This window comes from Olivibacter sp. 47 (assembly GCF_030372825.1).
GTDB lineage: Bacteria > Bacteroidota > Bacteroidia > Sphingobacteriales > Sphingobacteriaceae > Olivibacter > Olivibacter oleidegradans.
On the sequence record NZ_JAUCNR010000001.1, the window covers coordinates 4,411,157 to 4,427,197 of the forward strand.

20 protein-coding genes are annotated in these 16,041 nt (G+C 42.9%); 13 read left to right on the top strand and 7 right to left on the bottom strand.

All coding sequences use genetic code 11. The features are described 5' to 3' along the window. Positions 1 to 9: 9 nt before the first annotated feature. Positions 10 to 1,512 carry a GAF domain-containing protein gene (locus QT327_RS19280; RefSeq protein WP_289553773.1) on the bottom strand — a complete coding sequence of 501 codons (1,503 nt, stop codon included), beginning with the start codon at positions 1,510 to 1,512 and terminating at the stop codon, positions 10 to 12. 283 nt (positions 1,513 to 1,795) lie between these two features. Here QT327_RS19280 and QT327_RS19285 point away from each other — a divergent pair, with 283 nt between their 5' ends. Then, entirely contained in the window at positions 1,796 to 2,050 is a 255-nt protein-coding gene (locus tag QT327_RS19285) for a hypothetical protein (RefSeq protein WP_013665435.1), read from the top strand. Positions 2,051 to 2,094: 44 nt separating this feature from the next. Here the strand turns inward: QT327_RS19285 and QT327_RS19290 are convergent, their stop codons facing one another. Further along, positions 2,095 to 2,310, bottom strand: a complete 216-nt coding sequence (locus tag QT327_RS19290) for a CsbD family protein (RefSeq protein ID WP_013665436.1) — start codon at positions 2,308 to 2,310, stop codon at positions 2,095 to 2,097. Positions 2,311 to 2,555: 245 nt separating this feature from the next. Here QT327_RS19290 and QT327_RS19295 point away from each other — a divergent pair, with 245 nt between their 5' ends. The 6 genes from QT327_RS19295 (at position 2,556) to QT327_RS19320 (ending at position 8,800) form a co-directional block, all read left to right on the top strand. Further along, positions 2,556 to 3,011: a soluble adenylyl cyclase-like protein gene (locus QT327_RS19295; protein ID WP_289553774.1), complete on the top strand. Its 456-nt coding sequence runs from the start codon at positions 2,556 to 2,558 to the stop codon at positions 3,009 to 3,011. 207 nt (positions 3,012 to 3,218) lie between these two features. Then, on the top strand, positions 3,219 to 4,463 hold the full coding sequence (locus QT327_RS19300) for a ribulose-bisphosphate carboxylase large subunit family protein (RefSeq protein WP_289553775.1): 1,245 nt from the start codon (positions 3,219 to 3,221) through the stop codon (positions 4,461 to 4,463). 2 nt (positions 4,464 to 4,465) lie between these two features. Then, a complete protein-coding gene (locus QT327_RS19305; protein ID WP_289553777.1) occupies positions 4,466 to 5,863 on the top strand; it encodes a four-carbon acid sugar kinase family protein in 1,398 nt (465 codons plus the stop codon). A gap of 12 nt (positions 5,864 to 5,875) precedes the next feature. Then, the gene (locus QT327_RS19310) at positions 5,876 to 6,493 is read left to right on the top strand and encodes an aspartate/glutamate racemase family protein (protein ID WP_289553778.1); all 618 of its coding nucleotides are present in this window, start codon (positions 5,876 to 5,878) and stop codon (positions 6,491 to 6,493) included. A gap of 52 nt (positions 6,494 to 6,545) precedes the next feature. Next, positions 6,546 to 7,832 carry a bile acid:sodium symporter family protein gene (locus QT327_RS19315; protein WP_289553779.1) on the top strand — a complete coding sequence of 429 codons (1,287 nt, stop codon included), beginning with the start codon at positions 6,546 to 6,548 and terminating at the stop codon, positions 7,830 to 7,832. 74 nt (positions 7,833 to 7,906) lie between these two features. After that, positions 7,907 to 8,800 carry a glycoside hydrolase family 43 protein gene (locus QT327_RS19320; protein WP_149105295.1) on the top strand — a complete coding sequence of 298 codons (894 nt, stop codon included), beginning with the start codon at positions 7,907 to 7,909 and terminating at the stop codon, positions 8,798 to 8,800. A 7-nt stretch (positions 8,801 to 8,807) separates the two neighbouring features. Here QT327_RS19320 and QT327_RS19325 read toward each other — a convergent pair whose 3' ends face one another. Next, positions 8,808 to 10,178, bottom strand: coding sequence for an alpha-L-fucosidase (locus tag QT327_RS19325; protein WP_130856340.1), 1,371 nt, complete (start codon positions 10,176 to 10,178; stop codon positions 8,808 to 8,810). 283 nt (positions 10,179 to 10,461) lie between these two features. Here QT327_RS19325 and QT327_RS19330 point away from each other — a divergent pair, with 283 nt between their 5' ends. Together QT327_RS19330 and QT327_RS19335 are read left to right on the top strand one after the other, a co-directional pair. Continuing rightward, entirely contained in the window at positions 10,462 to 10,818 is a 357-nt protein-coding gene (locus QT327_RS19330) for a response regulator (protein WP_041388145.1), read from the top strand. A gap of 114 nt (positions 10,819 to 10,932) precedes the next feature. Next, positions 10,933 to 11,547: a LuxR C-terminal-related transcriptional regulator gene (locus QT327_RS19335; RefSeq protein WP_130856341.1), complete on the top strand. Its 615-nt coding sequence runs from the start codon at positions 10,933 to 10,935 to the stop codon at positions 11,545 to 11,547. Here the strand turns inward: QT327_RS19335 and QT327_RS19340 are convergent. From QT327_RS19340 to QT327_RS19350, 3 genes are all read right to left on the bottom strand, one after another. After that, a complete protein-coding gene (locus QT327_RS19340; protein ID WP_130856342.1) occupies positions 11,544 to 12,251 on the bottom strand; it encodes a DUF421 domain-containing protein in 708 nt (235 codons plus the stop codon). The genes QT327_RS19335 and QT327_RS19340 overlap by 4 nt on opposite strands. A 6-nt stretch (positions 12,252 to 12,257) precedes the next feature. Continuing rightward, positions 12,258 to 12,935 (bottom strand): DUF421 domain-containing protein, encoded by a 678-nt coding sequence (locus QT327_RS19345; RefSeq protein WP_130856343.1) that lies wholly within the window; start codon positions 12,933 to 12,935, stop codon positions 12,258 to 12,260. Positions 12,936 to 13,196: 261 nt separating this feature from the next. Beyond that, the gene (locus QT327_RS19350; RefSeq protein ID WP_289553782.1) at positions 13,197 to 13,361 is read right to left on the bottom strand and encodes a hypothetical protein; all 165 of its coding nucleotides are present in this window, start codon (positions 13,359 to 13,361) and stop codon (positions 13,197 to 13,199) included. Positions 13,362 to 13,641: 280 nt separating this feature from the next. Here QT327_RS19350 and QT327_RS19355 point away from each other — a divergent pair, with 280 nt between their 5' ends. Together QT327_RS19355 and QT327_RS19360 are read left to right on the top strand one after the other, a co-directional pair. Continuing rightward, a complete protein-coding gene (locus QT327_RS19355) occupies positions 13,642 to 14,142 on the top strand; it encodes a hypothetical protein (protein ID WP_149105296.1) in 501 nt (166 codons plus the stop codon). A 5-nt stretch (positions 14,143 to 14,147) separates the two neighbouring features. Continuing rightward, positions 14,148 to 14,600, top strand: a complete 453-nt coding sequence (locus tag QT327_RS19360; RefSeq protein ID WP_013665450.1) for a DUF421 domain-containing protein — start codon at positions 14,148 to 14,150, stop codon at positions 14,598 to 14,600. 34 nt (positions 14,601 to 14,634) lie between these two features. On the opposite strand, the gene QT327_RS19365 is transcribed toward QT327_RS19360, so the two are convergent. Continuing rightward, a complete protein-coding gene (locus QT327_RS19365; protein WP_013665451.1) occupies positions 14,635 to 14,991 on the bottom strand; it encodes a response regulator transcription factor in 357 nt (118 codons plus the stop codon). Between the two features lie 345 nt (positions 14,992 to 15,336). Here QT327_RS19365 and QT327_RS19370 point away from each other — a divergent pair, with 345 nt between their 5' ends. Then, positions 15,337 to 15,570, top strand: coding sequence for a hypothetical protein (locus QT327_RS19370; RefSeq protein WP_013665452.1), 234 nt, complete (start codon positions 15,337 to 15,339; stop codon positions 15,568 to 15,570). A gap of 286 nt (positions 15,571 to 15,856) precedes the next feature. Next, positions 15,857 to 16,030 carry a hypothetical protein gene (locus tag QT327_RS19375; RefSeq protein ID WP_165446985.1) on the top strand — a complete coding sequence of 58 codons (174 nt, stop codon included), beginning with the start codon at positions 15,857 to 15,859 and terminating at the stop codon, positions 16,028 to 16,030. Positions 16,031 to 16,041: the final 11 nt, after the last annotated feature.

A 16,041-nucleotide genomic window follows, 5' to 3' on the forward strand; every position in this document is an offset into this window, starting at 1 on the left:
TAATAATTATTATTCCTGCGCATTTTTACTTAAATACTCAAATATGTAGAGTCGGATGGCGTGAGCGGCCTCTTTTTCTTCCTCTTTCCAAGGGACGGATGAGTTCTTCACCTCTTGTTTCCAAATCCTAAAGGAGTTACGTGGATGATAAGTGCCGGCATCCTGCTCGAAATTTACGGCTTCGTTTGGATTTCCGCCCCAGTCAATGGTATAAGGGTGTTCAGATCTAAAACACAACAGATAATTTCCCTTGTGTTTGTCTATTTCGATGGCCAATAAACCGCTGCCTATATTCGAATACACTTGCGCTTCTTCAAATTCATTTGTCATATTATTACTAACAAAAACCGGTTCTAATTGCTTTTCCTGTAACCAAAAGACAAGGTTTTGTAATTGCTCTTCGGTTGGAACAGCGCCGGTGCTATAGTATTTATTGTCGTATATCAATACGGCTCCTTGCGCACTAAATAGTTTCAATAAATGATATTCGTCATCAAAAAGTGCTTTTTCAAGGGAAACTTCACGGTATAGATTGCGAAGGATAGCATTTTTATGAGTTGAGATGGTGCTGCTGAATGCAAAGGTCTCGGCACTTAACAGATTGGCAAGTTGTTTCGAAACAAAATCAGCCAGTAGCTCAAACTGACAGCAGGTTTCGAAATCCGGGTAGCGCGGTGTATTATGATGAAAGGAGACCAGCCCCCAAAGTGTATCATTTACGAGAAGCCGCACAGACATGCTGGCATCTACTTCCATATTATGCAGGTATTCCAAATGCACCGGTGCAACACTCCGTAGATGGCAATCAGACAAATCAACAAACGACATACTGAGTGGGTTGATAATCGGGTACAGCTTTACCGGTTCATAATGGGATGTCGGTATCAAGCGATAGGGGCTTTTTTTATAGAGTTCTCTTGCACTCTTCGGAATATCGGAAGCCGGGAATTGTTGGCCTAAATAGCTCACCTTCCCACTATGGTTTGCCTCCGCAACTACTTTTCCATTCCAATGCTCATCGAACTGATAAATCATAACCCGGTCAAACCCTGAAAGTAGCTGGAATTGATGGGCCGTAGCCGATAAAAGTGTGGGAAGGTCATGCTTTTGTTCTAGCTCTGCAAAATTATACCGAAGCGCCTGATAAATTTCCAAAAAACTTTTTTCTTCGCTTGTGGGGCTTAATTCTACTAATAGATAAGGCCCTTTCATATGGATTAGCGCTAAAAATAAGCTGTCGGCCAAACGTAGACGAAATGGAATCTTTTGACTGCTGAAGTGGTTGCCGGTAAGCTTTTCGGCATGCAACGATTCGTCCAGCCAATCATTGATAGTGGTTCCGATAATGGCATCTAGGGGCTGATTGAATAGCGCTGCTATGTTTTCGCTTACTTGTACGATCTCCAAATGTTCCGGATCTAAAACTAAGAGATACCCATGAGGCTGAATTAAATTAACATTATGTAGGGGTATTTTTCCGCAAAATTCAGCATCATAGTTTCTGATCGTCATGTTATCGTTCTCCTGTAATTTGTAGCGCTTTTTCGTAAAAGTACTATTTAATAAATTAATTGTTGTCTCTTCCGGTTTACAAAGTACCCTTAAGGGACCAAATCGGACTTAATCATCTTAATAAAACGAAGAAGCAAAACTTTTGTTTCATCCTGTTAGGATATTTTTTTTCTTTAGACGAAACGATTTGATTACCTATTTGCTGTTTTCAATTTCGTGTAGACTGTAGTTGACGCCAAACAATAACCGGTACATTGGGTTATCTTAAAAAAGAACTGCGATTATGGCATTGAAGGAACCGATCTTGAAGCTGCTGCGTAAAAAGTATGATCCATTATCTTTGGTGGAATTAACTTTTCAGCGTTACGATCTGATGTTTAAAACCGATGAAGAGGGGAGGCCTATTTTGCTTTTTATGGGCAAGAAGGACGCGAATGGGAATATACGGGGTGAACGATACGCTAGAAGACTTAAGTTTGACAAGGAAGGACGTCTCATTAAAGACCACTGGGATCAGAAAGGGAAAGCCACGCCTTAGTGAAACAAGGGGCCTGGTTACCCATTTTAGCCCCTTGTTGTTCGTTAAGCTCTTAATTTAAGATCGGAAATAAAGGAGAGGTGATTGAGATAGTCAACGATATCCTCTCTACTTTTTCCTGTTTTCTGCTCTAACCGATGGACCAGCTCGATCTCTTTACCTTCTTCATAGTATAGGTCATCTTCCGTGAGCTCACTCCATTTCGTTCTTATCTGATTTTTAATCTGTCGCCATGATCTTTTTAATTTCCATTCACTCATATGCATTTCATGTTAGGTAAACGTATAGACGTAAATTTCACTTACTTTGTTTGCAAGCTAAGAATTATTTATTTCTTTTTAGTGACGTCTTCTGTGATTATTTCAATAATTTACACAGGGAGGCGGTGTTTACGTGGTATGAAACTGGTTGGTATACAGTTTTTTCACAATTGGGTCTCAATTTTTTCTTTTTAACTAACGAACTTATTACTTTTGTCCTAGTAGAATCAACCTAAATTAATCTCATGACAAAAAATCCGCTGTTAGATGAGCAAACAATCGCCTTTCTGGAAGAGTTCGCTGAAAGTATTCGTGCCGAAATTGACGCCATACAATGTACCATTGATATCGTGCAGAAACGAAAGCAAATTTCTGTTTTTCATGAACCCAAAATGACGGATGCTGCAACAGAAGAGGCGGTTTCTTCCCCAGCGAAATGGAGGAGAGGTGTTTTGGTGCCTGTTGAAAAATTCGACCCTTTCGGTAAATTGGATAGAAAAATTGCTTATGCACTCACACGTTTAGGAACGGGCGACCGTGATGCCATTTTAAACGAAATCCATCAGGCGCAGCCGGACCGGGATAAATACAAACTGGAGAACGCTTTGGCAGTGCGGATGAATTACCTTTTGAAGAACGGTTTTGTGGATGCGCAAAAAATCGGAAGAAAGTATCAATATCAATTGCTCAAGACGGACTGAAAGAAATAGCTGTATGCAAAAAGCTAATATGCTACAATAGCTTGCATACATACTACAATAGCACTATTGTTCTCGCTGATAAATTTGTCAGTATAAATCTAATCTGTTTGACTAGTAGATAATCAATAGGTGTAAAACGGCAAAGAGCCTTTTTACGCATAGCTATACTGATTATCAATCTAGCAGATTGGATTGATTCAATAGGCTATGGAAAGAATTATTGCGAAATACTATATTGAAACTCCCTTTGATCCGGAAAAAGCGGCTTTGATCTTGACGGGCGAACAATCATCGGGTACCTTTGTGTCAGTTCCCGGTGAAACGGAAGATCTAAAGCGACGCTTTGCTGCGCGTGTGGAAAGCGTTCACCTGCTGGGATCGGTTTCACAGCCGGCCATTCCGAGCACGAAGTTCACATCCGAACGGTATCAACGAGCTTATATCGAAATCTCTTGGTCGATAGAAAATTTTGGCTATAATTTACCGGTGCTTATTTCCACTTTGCAAGGGAACCTCTATGAACTCAGTCAATTCACCGGCTTGAAATTATTAGATATCCAATTCCCTACCGCCTATGGCGCTCACTTTGAAGGGCCTCGTTTTGGAGTGGCCGGTTCCCGAGCAAGTACAAAGGTGGACGGACGACCCTTGATCGGCACCATTATTAAACCGAGTATTGGCATGAGCCCTTCAGATAGTGCTAAATTGGTGAAAACCTTGGTGGAGGCCGGTATTGACTTCATAAAAGATGACGAACTGCAATCAGCAGCAGCTAACTCCAAGTTAGAAGATCGGGTTGACGCCATTATGCGTGTCATTAATGCGCATGCGGACAAAACCGGGAAAAAGGTTATGTATGCTTTTAACATTAGCGATGAATTGGATAGCATGTTGTCTCGTTATGACTATATCGTTAAGGCAGGTGGGACCTGCGCCATGCTTAGTATCAATAGTGTTGGCCTTGCCGGCGTAAAAAAAATATGTGATCAGGGTGCATTGGTTATCCACGGTCATCGGAATGGTTGGGGTATGCTGAATAGGCACCCCCTGCTGGGTATTGAATTTACGGCCTACCAAAAACTTTGGCGCCTGGCAGGCGTAGATCAGCTACATGTAAATGGAATTCAGAATAAATTCTGGGAATCGGATGATTCGGTGGTACAGTCCATCGAAGCTTGCCTAACGCCTTTATTTTCTCGTGAAACATTATTGCCCGTGGTATCTTCCGGCCAGTGGGGAGGGCAAGCCTTTGAAACCTACAGACGTACGAAAACCATTGATTTATTGTACATGGCAGGAGGCGGGATTATGGCGCATCCCAAAGGTCCCGGTGGGGGTGTGGTGGCCTTGCAACAGGCTTGGGAGGGCGCGGTTAAAGGACTTGCCATGGAAGAGGCCGTTCGACTATATCCTGAATTTGCCCAATCGGTTCAAAAATTTGGTCAGCAATAAACATGGATGCAATGCAGGCCCCCTTCTTCGCCTATTATGGTGATGATTTTACCGGATCTACCGACGCCTTAGAATGTCTCAATCAGGCGGGGTTAAAAACCGTATTATTTATTGATGTGCCGAACGTTGAGCAGTTGGCACGCTATCCCGGGATACAGGCTATTGGTGTTGCCGGGATGACGCGAACCATGAATCCGGTGGCTATGGGAAAGGAGTTGTCGCAAGCCTTTGCTGCTTTAAAAGCATTGGGAGTTCGACATGTGCATTACAAAGTTTGTTCAACCTTCGACTCCTCGCCGCAAATAGGGAGTATCGGTACGGCCGCAGAAGTTGGGATCAGTATCTTTAATCCCCGCCTTGTTCCCTTATTGGTGGCTGCCCCGCCTTTGGGAAGATTTTGTTTATTCGGTAACCTTTTTGCCAAAATGGGAATCGGTAGTCGAGGCGATATTTATCGCCTGGATCGCCACCCTGCTATCAGCTACCATCCGGTTACACCCATGCAAGAGGCGGATTTACGTTTGCATTTATCCAAACAAACGGAATTACCTGTTGGCTTGGTGAACATTTTATCGGTTCATCAGGGGGTGGAGGAAATTAGGACAAAAACGCAGGCATGCTTAGACCAGGGAATTCCGATGGTGCTTTTTGATGCTCTTCATCTTTCGGATTTAATGCCGATCGCCGAGGTGCTGGATACATACGGCACACCGGAGAACCCCCTGTTTTCAATAGGATCTTCAGGCATAGAAATGGCTTTCGGTATGTATTGGAAGAACAGGGGGTTGGGAAAACAAACGGTGGATTGGCCAGCTTTAAACCGTGTCGGAAAGCTTTTGGTGCTTTCAGGCAGTTGCTCGCCTGTAACGGCGAAGCAAATCGAGTATGCGCTTCTTCATGGTTTTCGGGCAGTCGCTGTTCCTGCTTCTGTTATTGATTCCACAGCCGATTTACAAACGCTTATGCGCAGCTGTATAGAACAAACGCTTGCTTTTATGGAAGCGGGTTTTCCCGTAATTCTGCATACCAGTTTAGGTCAAGAGGATGAACGGATCGCGGAAACGCGTGAATTGCTGCGTCAAAAAGGATATGCCGAAACGGAGATAAGTGCACAAACAGCCCGCATTCACGGGCAAGTGTTAGGTGAAATTGCTCGCTATATTGCAAGGACTACTGATTTGGGACGTCTTGGCGTAGCGGGAGGCGATACCTCGAGCCTCGTTGCGCGTGCTTTAGGAATAGAAGCAGTAGAGATGATTGCTCCGTTTTCACCCGGTGCACCTTTATGCCGGGCCTTCGCACCTAACACACCCTTGGATGGAATAGAAATTAATTTCAAGGGTGGACAAGTAGGGGATGAACATTATTTTATTAAGCTATGGGGCGCGAACGCTTCTTAAATATTTTATGATATGATACCAAAGACTTTAGGACTTATTCATACGTCGGCTACGTTGATTCCTGTTTTTCAGCAACTATGCCAGCAATATTTGCCGGGCGTAAACCTCTTCAATATTGTAGATGATAGTTTAGTGAAGAATATTATTGCACGAGGCGGTAAACTTACGCCTTCCATCTCCAAGCGGGTGGCCGATTATGTCGCCTCCGCGGAAGACTCAGGTGCCGATTATATTCTGGTTACTTGCTCGTCCATCGGTGCTGCGGTAGAGGCGGCAGCCGACACTGTCAGGGTGCCGGTACTTAGGGTAGATCAACCGATGGCCGACCTGGCTGTACAGAAAGGTAAACGGATAGGTGTTATCGCAACGCTCCGAACTACCCTGGAGCCAACAGCCAACCTGGTGCAACGAAGAGCTGCTTTGGCAGGAAAGGAAATTGAAATAAATGCACGATTATGTGAGGGCGCATTTGAAGCCTTAATGGGTGGTGATGCCGCTAAACACGATGAATTAGTAGCAAAAGCATTGCGTCAACTGATGCAGGAAGTGGATGTTATTCTATTAGCCCAAGCTAGTATGGCACGAGTGGTTGATACATTAGCAGATGAAGATAAGGGGTACCGATCTTAGCCAGTCCTCCTAATGCCATCCAATATATTGCAAACTTAGTCTAAGGATGCTCATGATGCATTTACGAAGAGCCTGTTTGGGAATAAGTGGCATTGTCGCCCTTCTCCTATTACTTGGGATTGTGTTGCAAAACGAAGCCATCTGGCAGCCTGCTGCGGTTTGTACCGCCTTGGGCCTAGCGGTGGGTATAGGAAGCATCGATATACTGAGAAATTACCAATACACAGCCTGGATTATTGTCGCAGTCGTTTCGGCTATGATTTACCCACAGGCTTTTACGCAATGGGGCGAAGTGGATTTGAGGAATAAATGGTTAATTTTAATCATTATACAGCTCGTTATGTTCGGTATGGGAATACAAATGAGCATTCGTGATTTTTCGGGTCTCGGTAGTACGGGCAGAGGAGTTTTGATCGGCTTAATCTGTCATTTTTCGGTGATGCCTTTGGTTGGGTATTTATTGACACGTCTGTTTCCTTTCGATGACGAAATTGCTGCCGGCATTATTCTTATCGGTTCTTGTTCGAGCGGATTGGCCTCCAACGTGATGGTATACCTAGCGCGGGCAAATTTGGTTCTATCGGTAACGGTTACGGCCATGGCCACGCTGGCGGCTCCTTTTTTAACGCCTTTGCTGATGCGTTTGCTGGCGGGGACATTGATTGAAGTGAAATTTTTGCCGATGATGCTGGAAATTATACAGATCGTCATCGTGCCTATAGGAGCGGCCCTGTTACATGATTACCTCAAAACGGCCAAGCCCGCACGAAAGAAGCTTGTGGTCGTCATCGGACTCGTCTGCGCCGGTTGGCTCTTCTCGCAGGTGCTATTTTTATGGGATTTATTAGCCTCGCATTTCTCGGTGCCGGCCGGCCAATCTTTGACTGTCCTGAACTTTTTTACGGGGGCATTTATTGTGGGCGGACTATATCACCTTCTTTATCTCCGCTTTAAGCGTATTGATCAGTTAGTGCCCTATGTATCGATGTTTGGCATTGTTTATTTCACCACGGTAACTACCGCTGCCGGCAGGGAGCATCTGTTACAAGTGGGGCTGCTCTTATTTTTGGCTTCGGTTTTGCATAATGGTGCTGGTTACTTCTTCGGTTACTGGCTTGCCCGCCTTTTTAAATTAGATAAAAATTCCGCCCGCACCATTGCTTTTGAAGTAGGTTTACAAAATGGTGGGATGGCATCGGGCTTAGCAGGAAGTATGGGTAAATTGGCAACCGTAGGTTTAGCCGCTGCTGTATTCAGTCCATGGATGAATATTTCCGGATCTTTATTGGCTAATTATTGGCGGAAAAGACCGGTCATTGATGAGAACGAAGAGAAGTAAATACCGCTAATTTCTTTTATGCAAAACTTTTAGCAAGAATCGGAGGTTTCTATTGGGAACAGCAAGGTGTGGCTATGACGGCTTTCTTTAACCCCATTATTAAACATAAATATACAGCTGATCCAACAGTTATAAGTTACGGTGATCGCGTCTACCTCTACACCGGGCATGATGATCCGCCTCCTGGAGTTGATGATTATGTAATGAACGATTGGTGCTGTTTTTCTTCGAACGACTTAATGAATTGGGAAGAGCATCCGACTCCACTAAAGGCGACCGATTTTTCCTGGGCTTCGGGTGATGCCTTCGCGTCTAATGTGGTGTGTCGTGATCACATTTTTTACTGGTATGTAGCCGTTTCCCATCGATCAATTTTCGGAAAAGCAATCGGTGTAGCGGTGTCCAATAGGCCAACAGGTCCATTTACCGATGCTAAAGGGTCGGCGCTGATTACCGGCGATATGTTACCCTGTCCCACAACGGAAAAGGCAAACCTGGATCCGAGTGTGGTCATCGATGACATCGGACAAGCTTATTTATTTTGGGGAAATACGACCTGTTATTACGCGAAGTTGAAGGCGAATATGATCGAGTTGGACAGTGACATCCAAGTGGTGAATGTCCCCGCATTTGGGGAAGGGGCACACGTCTTTAAGCGGAATGGATGGTATTACTTGATGTATGGTTATGGTTTTCCGGAAGACATAGCCTATGCCATGAGCCCCACCGTGCATGGGCCGTGGGATTTCAAAGGAGTTATCAATAAGATGCCCTATAACTGTGAAACGAATCGTGCGGCGACACTTGATTTTCAAGGAAAATCTTATTTTTTTTATCATAATGGAGCTTTAGAAGGAGGAGGCAGTCACAGACGGTCGGTCTGCCTCGACCTCCTTTCCTACAGGCCCGATGGCACCATCGAGCCGATTATCGTGACCCGAGAAGGAATAACAGCCGATGAGGGTTGATCTGACTTTACTTGGCACCGTCTATTGCTGACTTTTCTACTTTTCGAGCTGCAGGTGTTTTAAACTGTGCATGCTCAATTTTTAGTACAATTGGATTGGGCCATTGGTTGTTGGTGTAGAAACGTTGCCCATTGACAGCACTCACAGCGAGGCCGGCCGGGCTTGTGCTAGCTATTGTTTTTGCTGATAACCCTTCTTGGTACTCAACTAGCTCACTTTTGTAACCCAGTATACTCACTTTGGTCTGTTCACTTCCGATGATATAGGGAAGTAAGAAGTTTCTCCGGGCGCCATAGGCCCAATCGGATGGCTCTTCACGTGTAACGAATGCGTAAATAGTCTCGTCATTATTTGCTTGAGTAAACCAGATGTCGCCATCACGTATAGTTGGCAAGGGCTTGACCTCATAAATTGATTCTCTGTTGGCAAAGTTCCATAAGGCAATTTCACGAAGCAGGTTCTCTTGTTCTGTTTGCATGGATCCATTTGGTTTAGGGCCTACATTTAATAGAAAATTACCACCTTTCGCCCGAATTTCAATCAACATGTTGATAATCTCCGTACCGCTTTTATGTGGATCATTGGTGGCTTTGTATTGCCAGTCGGTGCCCATCGTATAACAGGCTTCCCAAGGACGAGGTAAGGGAGCGTCAGGAATATGCTGTTCAGGTGTTTTCATCAGATCGCGCGTAATCACCAGATCAGGATTGATACTCCAGGCATATTCGCGAAGTCCATCTCCCGGGCCGTCGATGAAAAGGATATCGATATTTCCATAATGGGTTAGCAATTCCTTCAACTGCGCTTTATCATAGTCAAATAAGGCTTTGTTATTTGCCGGATAATGCATAGGATGCTGTAAGCGACCTAAAGGAAGTTTCTGGCGATGAAGGAAATAAAAATCTTCCGGCGAAAAATAAATGCCGATAGCGATGCCTTGCTTTCGAAAGGCGTCAATAAGCTGCTTCGTGATATCCCCTTTATAAGGCGTATTCATTACATTAAAGGGCGTTGTCTTGGTATCAAACATACAGAAACCGGCATGATGCTTTGCGGTAAATACTACATATCTCATGCCTGCCAATTTGGCCATCATCGCCCATTCGTCGGGATTAAACTCCTTCGGGTTGAAAAAATGAGGAAGCTCTTCGATGTAGCGATTCACATAATCGTCCGATGCACCGGCTAGGGAGTGACTAATAACACCACCCAAGGAGACGTCTACGTTCCAATGAATAAACATACCGAAGGCTAAATCCTGAAACCAGGCAACTCGCTCCGGCTTGTTGTCTTTCTGTTGGGCATTCGCGCATAAGAGGATATGAAAAATCGCAAAAGATAGATAGAAACATTTGAGGCGAAGTTTTGAAAATAGCATCGTGTAGCGTTTTAAGATCCCGGTTTATCTTCAGAAACTAAATTAGCAAAACTTACGACTTTTTCTATAGGAATATAGAATTACTTTTTTAGGTATACAAACATTGGTTGGGGGAGATCATTACCTACAGCTAATTTTTTTTCGTGTAAGCTAAAACAATACGGATTTCTTCTTGTTTTTGAAAACATGAGCGTTAAGCATGTTCTTATTATTGTCTAACCTGATGAATAAGAGCCAACCCGTTCTAAGAATGAAGTCAAAAGATACTAATCAGTTTACATACATGAAACAAATAATCGTTGTAGAAGATGACAAAGATATAAGAGAATTAGTGGAATATCTATTGGTTAATGAACAATTTGATGTGAAAAGTTGTGCAAATGTAAAAGAGTTTAGGCAACGTATACAAGGTAATAAACCGAACCTCATTTTGCTAGATATCATGTTGCCGGATGGGAATGGTGTCGATCTTTGTCGAGAGCTCTATCGGGATGAAAAAACGAAGGACATTCCAGTCGTACTCATGTCAGCACACGGTAGGCGCAATTTAGTTGAAACGGAGCATTGTGTGCGCGATTTTATCGAAAAACCTTTCGATATCGACCATTTCATTAATACCATTAATCACTACAGTGTGTAATTGACTTTAAACAATTCCACGGTTTTTCCCAAGTCATTTTTTTTAAAGAAAGAAACTACAATGACTATAATTTTGTTACTATGACAGTATTTAATTGTTAGTTAAATTTGAAACATGAAGATTGCTGTCGTAGATTATAATCCGATCCATCGGGAAGGCGTAAAAAAGACCCTCGAAAAACACGATTTAGACGTTGTATTTGCCGGGCAACACTTGGATGACTTACCGAAGAGCACGGAATTACTGCTTTGTTTTGTGGATCAGTACGGAAATCAACGATGGCAAAATTGCATTCAGCAAGCGGTTGCCTCCGGATTGAAAGTAATAGTTTATGATATTGCTTCGAACCTACAAAGACCAGCCCTGTTTAAAAAACTAGGTGCGCATGGTTATCTTTCCAGTACGTTTAATTTAGATGATTTTCCGCAGGTTTTAAGGGTTGTTAAAAAAAACAACTTTTTTATCGATCCATCTTTACCCTTTTTGTTTTTTGAACGTTTGGCACCTTACGAAAATTATTTGGATGCATTTAATCCTAACGTTGCCTTAACCGATCAGGAAAATGAGGTACTGGATCTATTAATCGAGGGTTATACTACAAAGGAAATCTCGAAACGTTTAACAAGCAATAAAAGATTGATCGATGAGACAAAAGAAAAAATTTTTGCGAAGATAGGTGCTGTAGACAACTTGAGCCTGATATTGTATCGCATTTGTAGCCGGCTTTAGAAAGAACTTTCGCGACTCGGTTTTTCACTTCGATAAATGGCTTGCACCCAACTGGACTTCCCGCAATTTTTACAGCTTGTATCTTTGCCCTGATCCAAGCCACAGTAAGCGCAGACGGTTTGATCGGTAAGCTGAAAGCGATGTAGGTAAGCCGTATCGTTCGCAGGAATAATGGATAAACCGGCGAGGTCGTCTTCATTTTCAATTAAGGTAAAGCTGCCGTTGGGCTCAATGTAAAGTCTTTTCACCTGACCTAGATGAACGATATGCTCGGAACGCAATTGTGCAAAAACGCGTTCTCGGGTCAATGTAGTGCTTCTTATATTTTGCAGGCATAGGACTCCGTTTTCAACCAACGTATCGATATTACCTTGACTAATGCGCTCGAATTTTTCGCTCTTACTGGCTCGCTTGGCGATTATACGGCCAAAAAAAACGACTACGATCGCGATAATAATGGCTGGGAGAATACCTCGTTCCGGTGACTGAATGGGAACCCCAATAGCAGCGGCTAAGGTGACAAGGGAGGCCTGTTCGGTGCGACTTAACTGGCCTGCCATACGACTGCCGATTAGACGGAAGCCGATCATAAGGATCGCATAAATAACAATGGTGCGGATAACGATTTCAATAAAGAAGGCACCTGGGGCCTCTCCTATAAATACTCTCAGCCAGTCGCCAAGTTGAATGTCTTCTTTTTTCATCGGATATTAAATAATGGCTTGGATAAATTCGGTAGCTCCACAGTTGGCACAGGGATCTTGTTGGGTCCTACTTACCTTGCCACAGCTGCAGCAAGCGTAATCACCGTCGTTGTATTGTGTATCGGATAAGCGCAGGTCATTTAGTGGATAAAGGGATAGGCCCGCTCTTTTACCCTGATGTTGATAAACGCTAAAGAGTCCGCAGGCTTCTAAATAAACGCGATCCACTTGCCCTAAATTGAATATTTTCTGATTTCGGAGTTTGGAAAATAATTGCTGCCTGGAGATATTCATTTTTTGCAGCGTTGGTAAATCGATTATTCCGTCTCTTACGAGTAGGTTTACTTTTCCTTGTATAACATCCTCCGCCTCGTGATTTTTATACGAAAGATAATTAAGGCCCCGTAGAAAAGCGACCGCGAGCAGCAGTATGATTATCCCTTGTACAATTCCTCGATCGGGGATTTGCATAGGCACAGCCACAATGGCACCCATGGTAATCATCACCGCCATTTCCGCTATCGTCAACTGCCCCGTCATGCGTTTTCCTAATAGTTTGAGGACAAGCAATAAGGCCAAATAAATAATAATCGTCCGTATGAACACTTCTAGCATAAAGGCCGCGGGCGTTTCTCCAAATAGGATACGTTGTATGTCCGTCAATTTTATTTCTTCTTTCTTCATAGGATCGCGCTTGTGCCCTTGGTTTACCCTCAGAAGAAATTCAAAACATTGGCCAAATTACTGCAGTTAGTTGGCAAGCTCATGGTGCGACGGGAGCCAGCGCTCTTACTTTTTAATTGTTTTGATTTATATACAACAATGAGGCAAGAAAGCGACAGACATCTACTTTTTGTTGTACCATCGAAATCCATATCCGAAGAGGTTTATACATTGGCGCTGTTACGCAGGTTCTACCCTGTTAGCAGCATCCGCGTTTGATTTTTAGCTCTTTTTATGGTGATGTGGCTGTGAATAGGAGGGTGGATCACTGGCAGGAAAGCTCTGTTCGATCTCATCGTCTAACTCTTGATCCATTTTCTTCTTCGCCTCTGCGTGTTGCCTTTTTTCTTCGTTTTCAGCGTCGACCGCTTTTTTATCCTTTTTCATAACTTAATTTTTTCCGATAGCAACAATCTGCTACCCTTTAGTAACAAGCTATAAATGATACAGTTTTGGAAAAAGGATAAAGAGCCCGAACAAAAAGTAAAGGATACCTGGAGACGATGTTAGGCCTTGGAAATCTATTTGACGTCATACGGGCGAAAATAAATTCCACTGATAAGTGGTAGAACAATCGGGTTTGTTTTCTGTTTATTTAAAGCCGATCTTTTTGAGAAGTGAACGTAGGCATCGGCGGGCTAATCGTGTATGTAGCTTAAAAAAAGATATGAGCGCAAACAATGCAATTGAAAGAGTAAACCACTCGTTAACACTCGAAGAAGATCTATCCTTGCATATAAAGGGATGGAAGACCCAAAAAGTGGGTGGTCTGCTCATCTTGATTTTAATGATTTTGACAGCTCTTGGGTTGTTCGGTGAAGGGCCCTTAAGTGCCCGAAAAATAGTAAACGGGGATATCACAGTGGAGTATGAACGTTATCTACGGTATCAGAAAGAGATGGATGTTAGCCTTCGTCTTTCGAATCAAGCCAATGTGCAGATAGCTATTCCAATTGAATACCTCGATTGTTTTAAAATCGAAAAGATAGTACCGGAGGCAAATGAGAGCATCATTTCCGACGGAAAGGTCGTTTATACTTTTAACGTTGATAAAACGGGGGAAACTATTCTCCATTTCTATTTGCATGCACAAAAACCGGGGAGCGCAAAGGGAACATGGGAAGTTAATCACCACAATTTTCAAATCAATCAGTTTATTTATCCTTAAATACGATGAATCCAATTATACGAGGTATTGCCATTTATCTCTTCTTGCTGGTACTTTTTCGGGTATTGGGCAAACGTAGTTTAGCAGAGACGACAACTTTTGATTTTGTTTTGCTATTAATTATAGGAGAAGCTACGCAACAAGCGTTGTTGGGCGAAGATTTTTCAATGACGAATAGTTTGATTCTCATTACGGTGCTGATCGGGCTCGATATGATTTTGGGCAAATTTAAGGGGCGTTTTCCACGGTTGGATAAGATGCTGGAAGGGACACCCCTGATATTAATTGATCAAGGTCAACCTTTGAAAGAGCGAATGAAGCGAGCAGGTGTGGAAGAAGAAGATATTATGGAAGCAGCTCGTCTTAATCATGGGCTGGAACAGTTGAACCAAATAAAGTATGCCGTTTTAGAAAGAAACGGAAGTATTTCTATTATCCCATTCACTGCTCAAAGCTAATTAAGTCATTCGTTGGTTTGCCACCTGATCGTATTTACAACAGCTGCTTCTGAATTCGTTGTACAAAATCGTGAATATCAAATGGTTTTTTGATAAAATCCTCTGCGGGGCATTTACCATCGCCCATGAGTTGATGGTGCGCCGACATAATAATGATGGGTATATGTGAGGTAGATTGATTGGCTTTCAGTTGGTTGCATATGTCAATCCCGTTTCCGTCAGGCAACATCACATCCAACAAAAAGAGATCGGCGTGATTATCTTGAACATCCTTCCAAAAACTCTCTGCCCGTGCGTGGCTTTGAACGGCTAATTTCTCTTCTACTAAAATGTATTCGATGATTTCGCGAATGTCGGCATCGTCCTCAAGAATAACAACTTTCTTTTCCATAAAATGGGCTTTGTCTTTAGCTTATAGTTTTGCAACAATAGCTGCGCCATTATTCTCAACACAAGCCTGAATTCTACAGAATGTGTAACAAGTGTGTAATTAAGTCGTTGACCGGTATCGGTTTTCACTTAAGATAAATAGGCTCTTAATTCATAACCGTGGCAATATTTTGGACACAATGTTCAATAAAAATGGGAGCGAGCAAAGATAGCATAGGAGCTATTTTAGTTGACGAAATGGGCGGCCCCGGGAGTTCCCTGAGCATTTGATATGCTAAATGAAATTTTCAAAAACTTTAAGCGATTTAGGTCGTTGTTTTAATATCTACTTTAAAAACATGCAGTTATGGCAAATTTTGGAACGCCCGACGAAGGGCAACACACAAAGGAAATCGAAAATCAAACGGCAAAGATCCCATCGACAGTTTTTTTGGCAGCTGCTGTCGTTTCGATGGGCGCATCGTTAACCTTAAAATGCATGGGATGCAAGCATAGTGCTCTTTTCGTAGGGCAATGGGCGGCTCCTTTCCTACTTTTAGGGATTTACAACAAAATCGTGAAAACGTCCGGTAATGATTAAGAGATGCTAAAAGGCCTGGACATTACCGGGCCTTTTTTATGCTCTTTAAGACCGACTCGGCCTCTACCTCGGTTATGTGGAAACGCGTGGAAACATAAGCCAAACCCAAGCAATACTGTTCATTGCCTTGATAAATAAACACATCAATTTGCTAATTAGGACACTGCATCCATACCAAAATCGATGCGTTGTTTTTTACCTACCCTGTATGGTGTAATAGAACGCAAACGGAGATTGGCAACATATTGGTTTACTTATAAAGGAATAACCATAAACATTTAGGGAAATGAAAAAGCATGAAAAAGAACCAACACCGAAACCCACCCAGTTTGATGTGGATGAATCGGTCGGGGATTCCGCATTAGCGACGGAAAAGGAAGGTAAGAAGGAACCAAAGTCGTTCGATGAAGATGAATCGATCGGCAATAGTAACATGGATAATAAAAAAAGGAACAAGTAAAGTGTTGATAT

Excerpts from the sequence above, each read along its gene's own strand:
- QT327_RS19290 (WP_013665436.1), bottom strand. The coding sequence starts at position 2,310 with ATGAGTGAATGGAAATTAAAAAGATCATGGCGACAGATTAAAAATCAG.
- QT327_RS19310 (WP_289553778.1), top strand. The coding sequence starts at position 5,876 with ATGATACCAAAGACTTTAGGACTTATTCATACGTCGGCTACGTTGATT.
- QT327_RS19330 (WP_041388145.1), top strand. The coding sequence starts at position 10,462 with ATGAAACAAATAATCGTTGTAGAAGATGACAAAGATATAAGAGAATTA.
- QT327_RS19340 (WP_130856342.1), bottom strand. The coding sequence starts at position 12,251 with ATGAAAAAAGAAGACATTCAACTTGGCGACTGGCTGAGAGTATTTATA.
- QT327_RS19345 (WP_130856343.1), bottom strand. The coding sequence starts at position 12,935 with ATGAAGAAAGAAGAAATAAAATTGACGGACATACAACGTATCCTATTT.
- QT327_RS19365 (WP_013665451.1), bottom strand. The coding sequence starts at position 14,991 with ATGGAAAAGAAAGTTGTTATTCTTGAGGACGATGCCGACATTCGCGAA.
- QT327_RS19375 (WP_165446985.1), top strand. The coding sequence starts at position 15,857 with ATGAAAAAGCATGAAAAAGAACCAACACCGAAACCCACCCAGTTTGAT.
- QT327_RS19325 (WP_130856340.1), bottom strand. The coding sequence starts at position 10,178 with ATGCTATTTTCAAAACTTCGCCTCAAATGTTTCTATCTATCTTTTGCG.
- QT327_RS19300 (WP_289553775.1), top strand. The coding sequence starts at position 3,219 with ATGGAAAGAATTATTGCGAAATACTATATTGAAACTCCCTTTGATCCG.
- QT327_RS19355 (WP_149105296.1), top strand. The coding sequence starts at position 13,642 with ATGAGCGCAAACAATGCAATTGAAAGAGTAAACCACTCGTTAACACTC.
- QT327_RS19305 (WP_289553777.1), top strand. The coding sequence starts at position 4,466 with ATGGATGCAATGCAGGCCCCCTTCTTCGCCTATTATGGTGATGATTTT.
- QT327_RS19370 (WP_013665452.1), top strand. The coding sequence starts at position 15,337 with ATGGCAAATTTTGGAACGCCCGACGAAGGGCAACACACAAAGGAAATC.
- QT327_RS19335 (WP_130856341.1), top strand. The coding sequence starts at position 10,933 with ATGAAGATTGCTGTCGTAGATTATAATCCGATCCATCGGGAAGGCGTA.
- QT327_RS19350 (WP_289553782.1), bottom strand. The coding sequence starts at position 13,361 with ATGAAAAAGGATAAAAAAGCGGTCGACGCTGAAAACGAAGAAAAAAGG.
- QT327_RS19295 (WP_289553774.1), top strand. The coding sequence starts at position 2,556 with ATGACAAAAAATCCGCTGTTAGATGAGCAAACAATCGCCTTTCTGGAA.
- QT327_RS19285 (WP_013665435.1), top strand. The coding sequence starts at position 1,796 with ATGGCATTGAAGGAACCGATCTTGAAGCTGCTGCGTAAAAAGTATGAT.
- QT327_RS19360 (WP_013665450.1), top strand. The coding sequence starts at position 14,148 with ATGAATCCAATTATACGAGGTATTGCCATTTATCTCTTCTTGCTGGTA.
- QT327_RS19315 (WP_289553779.1), top strand. The coding sequence starts at position 6,546 with ATGATGCATTTACGAAGAGCCTGTTTGGGAATAAGTGGCATTGTCGCC.
- QT327_RS19280 (WP_289553773.1), bottom strand. The coding sequence starts at position 1,512 with ATGACGATCAGAAACTATGATGCTGAATTTTGCGGAAAAATACCCCTA.
- QT327_RS19320 (WP_149105295.1), top strand. The coding sequence starts at position 7,907 with ATGACGGCTTTCTTTAACCCCATTATTAAACATAAATATACAGCTGAT.